The organism is Brevibacterium sp. 1718 (genome assembly GCF_051131255.1).
Classification (GTDB): domain Bacteria; phylum Actinomycetota; class Actinomycetes; order Actinomycetales; family Brevibacteriaceae; genus Brevibacterium; species Brevibacterium sediminis.
The window spans coordinates 2,552,181-2,563,750 of the sequence record NZ_CP186550.1; the positions used below are offsets into that span (position 1 = coordinate 2,552,181).

The window sequence follows — 11,570 nt, forward strand, 5'->3', positions numbered from 1 at the left end:
ATTCCAGGACCCAATAACGTGTTCGTTCTAGCCCACCCGATCACTCACCGCACCCGGGGCATTGACCCCAGCCGGGCTGTGTGGGCGAGCGGAAGAAGTGATGTTCCACCCTTGAGCTCTCATGATGACCACATACGGGTCATACCATGAGGATCTTAATGTGTGCTCCTTAGAAAGGAGGTGATCCAGCCGCACCTTCCGGTACGGCTACCTTGTTACGACTTAGTCCCAATCACCAGTCCCACCTTAGACGGCCCCCTCCCACAAGTGGGTTGGGACACCGGCTTCGGGTGTTACCGACTTTCGTGACTTGACGGGCGGTGTGTACAAGGCCCGGGAACGTATTCACCGCAGCGTTGCTGATCTGCGATTACTAGCGACTCCGACTTCACGTAGTCGAATTGCAGACTACGATCCGAACTGAGACTGGCTTTAAGGGATTCGCTTACCCTCACGGGTTCGCCTCTCTCTGTACCAGCCATTGTAGCATGCGTGAAGCCCAAGACATAAAGGGCATGATGATTTGACGTCATCCCCACCTTCCTCCGAGTTGACCCCGGCAGTCTCCTATGAGTTCCCACCATCACGTGCTGGCAACATAGAACGAGGGTTGCGCTCGTTGCGGGACTTAACCCAACATCTCACGACACGAGCTGACGACAACCATGCACCACCTGTACACCAGCTCCAAAGAGAAGAACTGTTTCCAGAACGGTCCAGTGTATGTCAAGCCTTGGTAAGGTTCTTCGCGTTGCATCGAATTAATCCGCATGCTCCGCCGCTTGTGCGGGCCCCCGTCAATTCCTTTGAGTTTTAGCCTTGCGACCGTACTCCCCAGGCGGGGCACTTAATGCGTTAGCTACGGCGCGGAGAACGTGGAATGTCCCCCACACCTAGTGCCCAACGTTTACGGCATGGACTACCAGGGTATCTAATCCTGTTCGCTCCCCATGCTTTCGCTCCTCAGTGTCAGTTACAGCCCAGAGTCCCGCCTTCGCCACCGGTGTTCCTCCTGATATCTGCGCATTTCACCGCTACACCAGGAATTCCAGACTCCCCTACTGCACTCTAGTCAGCCCGTACCCACTGCACGCGCAACGTTAAGCGTTGCGTTTCCACAGCAGACGTGACCAACCACCTACGAGCTCTTTACGCCCAATAATTCCGGACAACGCTCGTACCCTACGTATTACCGCGGCTGCTGGCACGTAGTTAGCCGGTACTTCTTCTGCAGGTACCGTCACTTTCGCTTCTTCCCTGCTGAAAGCGGTTTACAACCCGAAGGCCGTCATCCCGCACGCTGCGTCGCTGCATCAGGGTTTCCCCCATTGTGCAATATTCCCCACTGCTGCCTCCCGTAGGAGTCTGGGCCGTGTCTCAGTCCCAGTGTGGCCGGTCGCCCTCTCAGGCCGGCTACCCGTCGTCGCCTTGGTAGGCCATTACCCCACCAACAAGCTGATAGGCCGCGAGCCCATCCCCGATCGAAAAACTTTCCACCACCCAACATGCGTCAGATGGTCGTATCCGGTATTAGACCCAGTTTCCCAGGCTTATCCCGAAATCAGGGGCAGGTTACTCACGTGTTACTCACCCGTTCGCCACTCATCCACCAACAGCAAGCTGTCGGCTTCAGCGTTCGACTTGCATGTGTTAAGCACGCAGCCAGCGTTCGTCCTGAGCCAGGATCAAACTCTCCATAAAAAACTTTATGTTACGAATGAATCCCAGCAAGACAGCCAACCCCTCACGGGGTGAGAAGGTTGACCACAAAATACTGACCAAACACACCATCCACCCATGTGATGTGGGAGGTTCGGCGAAGAACCACCCACCACAGGTGAACCAATGTTTGGCCAGGTGATTGTCTTACCAGAAATATTAAATGTTCTGGCATCACAACTTGTTCAAACAAACACGCTATTGGATTCTCAAACCACAAACACACACCCATCACCACACCACACAAAAACGCAGCATGTTCACTGGGGGTATCAGTTTCATTTTTCGGTTACCCACCCAATCGCCTGAACCCGTGGAACAAACCGTGTTTGTCCTGGTCAGACCCGGTAGAAACAGTGTCTCTAAGACCGTGTTTCCGGCGGGGCAACGAGATATAACTCTAGACCACCCCAGAGGCACCGTGCAACTCGAAACCGGACTCTCGCCTGTGACAACGGTCACTCGCGCTCGGCGTGCTCTAAACGTCGTGGTCACACACAGCTCTTACACTGGGGCAATGACTCAGAGAGAGCAACGCAGACGACTGGGCGCCAACGACCTGGATCTGGAGGATGCCCTCGTCGATGAGGCCGCCACAACGGTGACCGAGGGTGCCAAACGGCTCAATCGCAAGTGGCCGGAACTCATCATCACCGGGTTCTTCGGCGGCGTAGACATCGGGTTGGGCATTCTCGCGATGATCCTCGTCAAACAGGCCACCGATTCCGACATCCTCGCCGGCATGGCTTTCGGCATCGGACTGCTCGCGCTCAAGCTCGCACATTCGGAGCTCTTCACCGAAGAGTTTCTCCTGCCCATCAACGCAGTCATCGCGGGGCAGGCCAGCTGGCTTCAGGTGCTGCGTCTCTGGCTGGCCACTCTTGTCACCAATCTCTTGGGAGGGGCGGCCTTCGCCTGGCTGATCGTGCGCGGCCTTCCCGACTACCATTCGACTCTGGCCGATATGGCCATCGGCTACACCGATCAGTCGTCGCCGATTGTCATGATCGCTCTTGCGATGTTGGCCGGTGCCACCATCACCTTGGCGACCCGGATGCAGCAGGGAACCACGAACGACGTCGTCAAGGCCATCGTGTGCATGATCACCGGCCTGCTGGTCATCGGGTTCGGGATGCTTCACGGCGCGATCAATGCGATCGTCATCTTCGCTGCCATGCTCTCGGGCGCCGACATCTCGATCCCCGAGTTTCTGCAGTGGTTCTGCATCGTCATCGTCTTCAACATGCTCGGCGGTCTCATCATCATCACGCTGCCCCGGGTCATTCGCACGCACCGCGTGCTGTCTGCTGTGAGGCGGGGAGAGTTCTCGCTCGAGGATCTCCAAGACCACGCTTCGTAGCGCTCCGCGTCATCGCCGCGCCGACAGCTATCCAGGCCCCGCAGTGGACGGGCAACGGCTGTTTGCTCAACGTCATGCTCGGGCTGGCGCGGTTGACCGAGGTCACCACCCTATTGATAAGGCGCAGACCAACGCGACCACAGCCCAAGGACACCACCTCTCCATCCGACTCTAGTTCTCGGGTGAGACAGTTACTCTCGGGCCCGCCGTCTCCCTGACAAATCGGATGAGTGTAACCAACGTGACGGCCGCGGCCAGCATGAGATAGAAGCTCGGGGCCTGTTTGTACCCTGTGGCGACTGTGAGCCATGCAGCGATGTATGGTGCGGTCCCGCCGAGAAGACTGACCGCAACATTGTAGGGAATCGCCATCGCACCCGTCCGGATTCGAGCCGGAAACATCTCTGCCATGATGGCATTGATCGCACCATCGTAGGCAGCCACTGGTAACGCGAGAAGTACCATCGCTGCAATCGCGAGCAGTGCATTTTCCATAGTCATCAGCGTGATCGCAGGCCAAGCGAGCACAAACAGTCCTAATGCTCCAGCCCCGAGGACCGGCTTTCTGCCGATCCTGTCAGAAATGATTCCAGCGATCGGTATGAGCACCATGACGACAGCCATTGCGATAGTTGAAGCGAGAAACGACTCCGTCATAGTGAACCCAAGGGTGTCTTCCATATAGGAGACCATGAACGTCTGAAGCGTCCAATGCGCTACTCCTTTGAGCACCACGAGTCCTGCCAGCACCAGCATCGCTACACGCGCCTTCTGGAAGGTCTCACGGAGCGGGGAGACCGAGAGTTCCTCAGCTGACTGCATCTGGCGGAACACCGGGCTGTCATCCAGCTGGGAACGAAGATAGAGCGCAATCAAACCAAGCGGAAGCGCTATTAAGAATGGAATTCGCCAAGCCCATTCATTGACCGCTTCATCGCCTAGGCCCAAAGTCAGGCCCAGCGCGAGACCCGCAGAAGCAACGAATGCCACAAACCCCGTGGCAGCGCTGAGACTTGTGTAGAAACCACGCCTATCACGAGGCGCATACTCATAGAGAAGACCAACGGCACTCGATGTCTCACCACCAGCACCAAATCCCTGCAACAACCGAATGACAACGAGCAGGAGAGGTGCAAGCACACCGATTGTCTCGTAGCTGGGGAGGATGCCGATCGCAGCCGTTGACAGTGAGGTCAGCGCAACTGTAATGACAAGCACACGGTTGCGTCCGATCCGATCCGCCATGGGCCCGAAAACAAGACCACCGACGGGCCGAATGACGAAGCCGACGGCAAAGACTGCGAAGGTCGATAGCAGTGCGGACACAGGGTCTGTTGAATCGAAGAGGTGTTTCGACAGACTCGCCGACATCGTGCCGTATACGCCGATATCGAACCACTCGACAAAGTTTCCAACCGTGGCTGCCATAACTACGCGGCGGGTCGGTGTCTGCTCGGAACTATTTGATGTAGCAATGTTCTGCATGCTCGTTTCACTCCATTGTGATGGGGGGGGACTTACGATGTTCAACGATGTTGCGGTTGCGGGCTGAGATACCCCGAGGCGACGCTGATCGTGTCTGCAGCTTCGATGATGATTCGCGCCAGTTCAGTCTCTTTCTCAGTGAGGTTGATTGCCGACAACGCTCCCGAAAGGGAGATGGCTGCCACGACCTTTCCGGTGAAGTCCCGAATCGGCGCTGCAATGCACGCCCTGCCAAGCGCAAGTTCATTGATCTCGGTACAGTAGCCTCGCTCGGAAGACCGCTGAAGCTCGACCTCGAGATCGGAGTGGCTGACGATTGTATTGGTCGTATAGGCAGGCAGATCATCAGGTCCAAGAAGTGCCTCACGATCGCTGGCGGACAGATCAAGCATCAGCGCCTTGCCCATACCTGTCGCGTGCAAAGGATTTGTCTGACCGAGGAGAGTGTATGACTTAGGGGCCATTGGCCCTTCGACATTCTGCAAATAGCGAAGAACTTTGCCCTGCCGCACGGCAACGTTCGCGCCCAAGCCGAGTTCCCACGCCAGACGCTGAGTCACCGCTCGCGAATTGCGATAGATCGGCTCATTGTTCAACGCCACCCCGCCCAATGAGATGATCTGCTGACCAAGTTCGTAACGCTGAGATTTCGAATTCTTACGTAGGAACCCCGATTCTTCCAGGGTGGCCAGCAAACGCGAGGCAGTCGACACTCCGAGGCCGAGACCTGATGCGACATCCGAAACACGCAGTGACGGGCTATTGCTGGTGAACAAAGTGAGGACCGAGAGCGCTCTATCGACGCTCTGGTTGGTTGATCGTTCGGCAGGCATGTACCAATTGTGGAATCTATTTGCATATTATGCAAGTCCACTGCAGTATTGAGCCATGACTTCCACAGAAAGCATCGATCATGCGTATTGAGCACATAGAGACCTACGTCCTCAAACTTCCTTCACCGCGGGCTTATCTTGGCGTCCACGATGACGGATGGGATCCACGCGGCTCGGCGGAGTACACGGTGAGACCGCCTTGGCGTAGCCTCTACTCCGGCAGATTTGAAACCATGCTGGTTTCGGTTCATACGAACGATGGCATCGTTGGTTGGGGCGAGGCATTAGCCCCTGTTGCGCCAGAGGTCCCAGCCACCATCATCGACAGGCTTCTCGCGCCGCAGCTTATCGGCCAAGATCCCACTGCCGTGCGGCCGCTATGGGAGAAGTTGCGTGGCCTGATGCGTGAACGTGGACACCTCGTTGGGCATCAAGCGGATGCACTGGCCGCACTCGACACTGCGCTGTGGGATATCGCGGGTCAGGCCCTCGGAAGTCCAGTCAGCGATTTGCTCGGGGGCCGGCACCGCGACACAGTCCCTGCCTATGTCTCCGGGTTACCGGTTCCAACCGATAAAGAGCGGGCGGTGCTGGCAAAGCAGTGGGTCGATCGCGGTGCGACACGGATCAAGCTTGCTCTGGGAAAAGGCGTAGATGCTGACCTTGCCACCTTCGATGCCGTAGCCGAGGCCGCACCAAAGGTCGGACTGGCCATCGATGCACATTGGGCCTATTCGCTCCAAGATGCCCTACGACTAGGCGCAGAGCTAGATGCTCGCGGCGCGCTCTTCCTGGAAGCGCCATTGGCGCCGGAAGATATAGATGGCCACGCCGAATTGGGGCGTCGCGTAAGAACTCCGATCGCAATCGGCGAAGCCATGCGCAATCGATACGAGTTCTCCGAATGGGCAGTGCGACGTTCGCTGGGTCTCGCACAGCCGGACGTCGCACGAACTGGAATCACAGAAGCCATCGACATCGCCACAGTATTGAGCGCTTTTCATATTCCGACAGCGTGCCACCATTCGGTTGGACTCGGAGTCGCGTTGGCTGCCGGAATCCATGTCAGCGCCGCACTGCCTCACAGCCCATTCTTTGAGTATCAACCAGACACCGTCGGCGTCGCGCAGTCTCTCTTACGCACACCCATGGCAATCGGACCCGCCGGGTTCCAAGTGCCGACGGGCCCCGGTCTGGGAATCGACATCGATATTGACACTGTTCGCCGTCTAGCCGAGGAGGCATAAACATGAAGCTTCACGGTCTGCTCCCAATTCTTGCCACCCCCTTCTCTCCCAACCAAGAGGTGGATCTGAATTCGCTCCGTCGCCTTATCGACTTCCAAGTCACATCGGGGGCTGATGGTTTCGCCGTCTTCGGGATGGCCAGCGAGGGCTTCGCATTGACGACCCAAGAGCGCGAGAGCATTCTCCGCACCGCTCGCAAAGAGGTCGGCGATGGCTTCACCATCATCGCTGGCATCAACGCGACAAGCACGACAACCGCCACCGAAGCTGGGCTCCAAGCACGCGAGTGGGGAGCAGACGCGCTGATGGTACTCCCCCCATATCTCGCAAAACCCGCCGAGGATCAGCTTGTCGACTTCTTTGTCGACGTTGCGCAGAACACTGACACCCCGATCATGGTGCAGGACGCGCCGGGACCATCTTCGGTGACGACTCCCACCGACCGAATCGCGGAAATGTCCGAATGCTCCGGGATATCCGCGGTAAAGGTTGAGGCCCCGCCGACGGCGGAGAAGGTCAAGGCTGTCGTCTCCAAAGTCCCTCAGGACTTCCCTGTGCTCGGTGGGCTCAACGCAAGAGAGCTCATCGCAGAATTCCGAAACGGTGCCTGCGGAACCATGCCAGCCTGCGAAATCACTGACATGTTCAGGCCGATCGTATCGGCCTTGCTCGGCGCTGATACCACCGTCGATGTGGACGAAGAAGTCCGCCGCATTCAGCCCCTCCTCGACGTCGGAGTCACCCCTGGCGAAGCGTGGGCGATTCACAAGCAGGTACTCGTGCGGAGAGGTCTCATCGACCACGACACTGTTCGATTCCCTGCACGTAAGCTCTCCGCCTCGACACTTGCTCGGCTCGATTCGGCATTGTCGGGGCTTGGCTTGTAGGAATCGCATTGGGCCGGCAGACGGATCAATCACAAGTGCGTCGGTCAACACCCTAGCCGGATTCGACAACCAGATTCTCGCAGTCCAGGAACCGCGGTGCCATTGTCGCACCCAGCACCATCGTGCCGACCGACCGCTGGTCAGGCTCCGCGGTAGCCGGGCATGATTCGGTCGCTGTCGACGATCTGCTTGCCCAGCGGCATGAGCGAGACGGGGATGAGCTTGATGTTCGCCCAGCCGAGCGGGATGCCGATGATCGAGATGAACAGCGGGATCGAGGTGACGACGTGTCCGATGGCGAGCCAGACACCAGCGACGATGAGCCAGATGATGTTACCCAGGGTCGTCGCCACTCCTGCCGGGCGGGTTTCAATGACCTCGCGGCCGAAGGGCCAGAGTGCGTAGTTTCCGATGCGGAAGGACGCGATTCCCCACGGGATGGTGACGATGAAGATGCAGGCGATGATTCCGGCGGCCCAGTATCCGAGTGCCAGCCAGAGGCCGGAGAAGATGAACCAGATGATGTTGAGCAGGGTGCGCATGATCTCCTCGTGCGTTCGTCAGTCGGTATTCGTTAGTTCGGTAGTCCGTCATCTGCCAGTCTGCTCGATGACCGCATGCTTTTCCATGGTGATGGCCCCACATCGCCCGTCCGGTTGCCCGCAGGCTGCCGGAGCGCACGCTGATTGACCGCTTTCCTTCACTGCAATGCTGCCGCCGAGGCCGCTTCTACAATGCGACCTCTTGTATTCCTCGATGACAAGGTTCCCCGTTGTCGAACGGATCCAACCGTCGTGAATACGACAATGCCGCGCCCTCCGAGAGAGGACCCGGCATTGTCAGAGTCTGTCGTTGATCAGCCGACGATGTCGACAGCACCGAGGGTCTTCTTGCCTCGGCGAAGGAGGACGACTCCTCCAGCTTCTGTCGAGAGCACATCGTCGGAAGTCAAGGTCTGCTCCTGGTCGGCGACCTTGACGTTGTTGACGTACGCTCCCCCGTCCTTGATGGCACGGCGAGCCTCACCCTTGGACTTGACGATGCCGGAAGCGACGAACGCATCGGCAACAGGCAGGCCTTCGGCCAGCTGGGTCGTCGACACCTCACCCCGCGGCAGCTCGGAAGTTGCCGCACCCAGCGTCGACGAATCAAGGCCGGTGAGCTCTCCCCCGCCGAAGAGGGCGGAGGCCGCGGCGATGGCCTGTTCGTAAGCCTGGCGCCCGTGGACCAAGGTGGTGACATCCTCGGCGAGGGCCTTCTGAGCCACACGGGTGTGCGGGGCCGCGGTGAACTCGGCTTCGATGGCTTCGATCTCGTCGAGCGGGCGGAGCGAGAACACCTTGAGGTACTTGACGACGTCGCGGTCGTCGGCGTTGAGCCAGAACTGGCTGAACGCATACGGGCTGGTCAGCGACGAATCGAGCCACACGGTGCCGGATTCGGTCTTGCCGAACTTCGTGCCGTCGGCCTTCGTGATCAGCGGGGTAGCCAGGGCATGGACGGACTTCTGCTCGACGCGACGGATGAGGTCGACGCCCGAGGTGAGGTTGCCCCACTGGTCGGAGCCGCCGGTCTGCAGGGAGCAGCCGTAGCGGCGGTTGAGTTCGAGGTAGTCGTTGCCCTGGAGGATCTGGTACGAGAACTCGGTGAAGGAGATGCCCGCTTCGCTGTTGAGGCGCGCGGAGACGGATTCCTTCGCGAGCATCCGGTTGACCGGGAAGTGCTTGCCGATGTCGCGGAGGAAGTCGATGGCCGACAGCTGCGAGGTCCAGTCGAGGTTGTTGACGATCTGGGCGGCGTTGGGGCCGTCGAAGTCGAGGAACTTCTCGACCTGGGTGCGAATCTTCGCCACCCATTCCTCGACGACCTCACGTGGGTTGAGCGTCCGCTCCCCCGACATGCGCGGGTCGCCGATGAGGCCGGTGGCGCCGCCGACGAGGGCGAGCGGATTGTGGCCGGCCTGCTGGAGGCGGGCGGCGGTGAGCAGCTGGACGAGGTTGCCCATGTGCAGGCTCGGTGCCGTCGGATCGAAACCGACATAATAGGTCAGCGACTCCTCGGCCAGGGCTTTCTGCAGGGCGGTCTCGTCCGTGGAAACTGCGACGAGCCCGCGGGCCTTGAGTTCGCTGAAGATGTCGGTCACTTCGGTCCTTTCGAATCTGTGGTCTGTGCCGGCGCGGGGCCGACAGGTTCAATTCTACGGGTTCGCCGAGGCGGCTGTGCCCTTGGTCCGAGACCGCCTCGTTCAGATCATCGATAGCTATCTCGATGACGCCGCCAGATCCGTACAGAGAAAATAGTTTCCAGAAAAAGTTTCGCCCAGCTGTCGAAATCTCCGATTCAGCCTCGATGTCACACTAGAAGGGCCGAGAGGCGGTCCTCGATGAAAGGCAAAACAATGAAGTACGTGATCCTGATCCATTCGAATCCGCAGCCCTGGGGCCATCCCACCGGCGACTATGTTGCCGAGGTTCAGGCCCTGCCGAAGGAACAGCGGGAGAAGATGAACTCCGACTTCGAAAAGCTGTTGGGCGAGCTCCAGGAACGCGGCGAACTGCTCGGTGGCGAGGCCCTCGGCGACCCTGCCGCCTCCATGCTCTACCGCTGGAAGTCAGGTGAGCCGACATCGACCGATGGTCCCTACGCAGAGTCGAAAGAACACCTCGCTGGATTCTTCTCGATCGACGTCGAATCGCAGGAGCGCGCCGAGGAGATCGCCGCCGGTTTCGCCGGTCCCGGGGAGACGGTGGAACTGCGACCGGTCATGGTCTTCGGTGACGACGGCGAATGACGTTGACGACCGGTGAGGATGTGTGGCGCCGCGAGACTCCCCACATCCTCGCTGCTCTGATGAGGCGGTTCGGTGATTTCGCCGCGTGCGAGGACGCCGTTCAGGAAGCACTGCTCGAAGCGTCCCAACAGTGGCCGAAGATAGGTGTGCCGGACAGGCCCCGGGGCTGGCTGTTGCGGGTTGCGTCTCGTCGGCTCATCGATGCCCAACGTCAGGACGGTGCGCGTCACGAGCGCGAGGAACGGGTGTTCGCGCGTGATCGTCCCGATCAGGTGCCCATCGCCGAGGCGGCCCTTGAGAACCGTGATTCCTCGCTTGAGGTGCTCGCTCTGTGCTGCCATCCGTCGCTCAAACCTGAGGCTCAGGTGACCTTGGCATTGCGGGCGGTCCTCGGGCTGAGCACAGAACAGATCGCTGCGCTGTATTTCATTCCGTCCGCGACAGCGGGGCAGAGGATCAGCCGTGCGAAGACGACGATCGACCAGCACGGACGGCATTTCCCACATCCGGACACGGCGACTGACCGCCTTCCCGCGATGCTTCATGCCCTCTATCTCATGTTTACCGCCGGGCACAGCCGCCTGAACGGTAAGGACCTCTTCGACAGGGAAGTCACGTCCGAGGCACTCAGGTTGGCTCGGCTACTCCATGCATCGCTGCCCGATGAGACCGAGACTGCCGGATTGCTCGCGCTCATGTTGCTCAGCGAGGCACGTCGACCGGGCCGCAGGAACCCAACCGGCGAATTGGTGACTCTGCGCGATCAGGATCGCACGCGGTGGAATGCGAAGATGATCTCCGAAGGGGTCAGACTTTTGGAGACTGTACTCCCGACCGGACCGGTCGGTGCGTATCAGCTGCAGGCTGCGATCTCTGCTGTTCACTCCGAGGCATCGACCTGGGAGGAGACCGACTGGGCTCAGATCGTCGAGCTCTACTCGATGCTCGCGCGCGTCGCTCCGTCTCCGACTGTCACCCTGAATTATGCGGTGGCCGTCAGCGAGGTCCACGGTCCACGCGCCGCCCTTGAGATGCTCGAGCCCCTCCTCGCGGACAAGCGAATGAGTCGCAGTCACCGGCTCTTCGCCGTGCGGGCGCCGATGTTGGAAGCCCTCGGAGATCTCGCAGAGGCGCTGGCCGCCTACCGGACCGCCAGCAGGCTGTGCACGAATGTCCCTGAGCAGAGATACCTCAATGCTCAGATCACTCGGCTGAGTAAAGAGCTCGACGCCGAGAAGATCTGAAGCA

Annotated in this window: 9 protein-coding genes and 1 rRNA gene; 5 read left to right on the top strand and 5 right to left on the bottom strand. The window is 59.4% G+C overall.

What is annotated here, in order from left to right; translation table 11 throughout:
* Positions 1 to 173: 173 nt before the first annotated feature.
* Positions 174 to 1,701: ribosomal RNA gene (locus ACOZ9V_RS11415) — 16S ribosomal RNA — on the bottom strand.
* Positions 1,702 to 2,236: 535 nt separating this feature from the next.
* On the opposite strand from ACOZ9V_RS11415, the gene ACOZ9V_RS11420 reads away from it, so the two are divergent.
* Positions 2,237 to 3,079: a formate/nitrite transporter family protein gene (locus ACOZ9V_RS11420; RefSeq protein WP_410711345.1), complete on the top strand. Its 843-nt coding sequence runs from the start codon at positions 2,237 to 2,239 to the stop codon at positions 3,077 to 3,079.
* A 171-nt stretch (positions 3,080 to 3,250) separates the two neighbouring features.
* Here the strand turns inward: ACOZ9V_RS11420 and ACOZ9V_RS11425 are convergent, their stop codons facing one another.
* Positions 3,251 to 4,564, bottom strand: coding sequence for an MFS transporter (locus ACOZ9V_RS11425; protein ID WP_434590066.1), 1,314 nt, complete (start codon positions 4,562 to 4,564; stop codon positions 3,251 to 3,253).
* 41 nt (positions 4,565 to 4,605) lie between these two features.
* Positions 4,606 to 5,397 (bottom strand): IclR family transcriptional regulator, encoded by a 792-nt coding sequence (locus ACOZ9V_RS11430; protein ID WP_434590069.1) that lies wholly within the window; start codon positions 5,395 to 5,397, stop codon positions 4,606 to 4,608.
* Positions 5,398 to 5,477: 80 nt separating this feature from the next.
* Here ACOZ9V_RS11430 and ACOZ9V_RS11435 point away from each other — a divergent pair, with 80 nt between their 5' ends.
* Both ACOZ9V_RS11435 and ACOZ9V_RS11440 read left to right on the top strand, forming a co-directional pair.
* On the top strand, positions 5,478 to 6,644 hold the full coding sequence (locus ACOZ9V_RS11435) for a mandelate racemase/muconate lactonizing enzyme family protein (protein ID WP_434590072.1): 1,167 nt from the start codon (positions 5,478 to 5,480) through the stop codon (positions 6,642 to 6,644).
* Positions 6,645 to 6,646: 2 nt separating this feature from the next.
* On the top strand, positions 6,647 to 7,531 hold the full coding sequence (locus ACOZ9V_RS11440) for a dihydrodipicolinate synthase family protein (RefSeq protein ID WP_410711341.1): 885 nt from the start codon (positions 6,647 to 6,649) through the stop codon (positions 7,529 to 7,531).
* 140 nt (positions 7,532 to 7,671) lie between these two features.
* Here the strand turns inward: ACOZ9V_RS11440 and ACOZ9V_RS11445 are convergent, their stop codons facing one another.
* On the bottom strand, positions 7,672 to 8,073 hold the full coding sequence (locus ACOZ9V_RS11445) for a YccF domain-containing protein (protein WP_410711340.1): 402 nt from the start codon (positions 8,071 to 8,073) through the stop codon (positions 7,672 to 7,674).
* Between the two features lie 314 nt (positions 8,074 to 8,387).
* Positions 8,388 to 9,674 carry a tyrosine--tRNA ligase gene (tyrS, locus tag ACOZ9V_RS11450; RefSeq protein ID WP_434590077.1) on the bottom strand — a complete coding sequence of 429 codons (1,287 nt, stop codon included), beginning with the start codon at positions 9,672 to 9,674 and terminating at the stop codon, positions 8,388 to 8,390.
* Between the two features lie 255 nt (positions 9,675 to 9,929).
* Here tyrS and ACOZ9V_RS11455 point away from each other — a divergent pair, with 255 nt between their 5' ends.
* Both ACOZ9V_RS11455 and ACOZ9V_RS11460 read left to right on the top strand, forming a co-directional pair.
* Entirely contained in the window at positions 9,930 to 10,322 is a 393-nt protein-coding gene (locus ACOZ9V_RS11455) for a YciI family protein (RefSeq protein WP_434590079.1), read from the top strand.
* Positions 10,319 to 11,566 (top strand): RNA polymerase sigma factor, encoded by a 1,248-nt coding sequence (locus tag ACOZ9V_RS11460; RefSeq protein ID WP_434590082.1) that lies wholly within the window; start codon positions 10,319 to 10,321, stop codon positions 11,564 to 11,566. The genes ACOZ9V_RS11455 and ACOZ9V_RS11460 overlap by 4 nt, the downstream gene beginning before the upstream one ends.
* The last annotated feature ends 4 nt before the right edge of the window (positions 11,567 to 11,570 follow it).

Bases quoted from the DNA above. Each gene is read 5' to 3' on its own strand.
- ACOZ9V_RS11445 (WP_410711340.1), bottom strand. From the start codon at position 8,073: ATGCGCACCCTGCTCAACATCATCTGGTTCATCTTCTCCGGCCTCTGG.
- ACOZ9V_RS11440 (WP_410711341.1), top strand. From the start codon at position 6,647: ATGAAGCTTCACGGTCTGCTCCCAATTCTTGCCACCCCCTTCTCTCCC.
- ACOZ9V_RS11430 (WP_434590069.1), bottom strand. From the start codon at position 5,397: ATGCCTGCCGAACGATCAACCAACCAGAGCGTCGATAGAGCGCTCTCG.
- ACOZ9V_RS11460 (WP_434590082.1), top strand. From the start codon at position 10,319: ATGACGTTGACGACCGGTGAGGATGTGTGGCGCCGCGAGACTCCCCAC.
- ACOZ9V_RS11425 (WP_434590066.1), bottom strand. From the start codon at position 4,564: ATGCAGAACATTGCTACATCAAATAGTTCCGAGCAGACACCGACCCGC.
- ACOZ9V_RS11455 (WP_434590079.1), top strand. From the start codon at position 9,930: ATGAAGTACGTGATCCTGATCCATTCGAATCCGCAGCCCTGGGGCCAT.
- ACOZ9V_RS11435 (WP_434590072.1), top strand. From the start codon at position 5,478: ATGCGTATTGAGCACATAGAGACCTACGTCCTCAAACTTCCTTCACCG.
- ACOZ9V_RS11420 (WP_410711345.1), top strand. From the start codon at position 2,237: ATGACTCAGAGAGAGCAACGCAGACGACTGGGCGCCAACGACCTGGAT.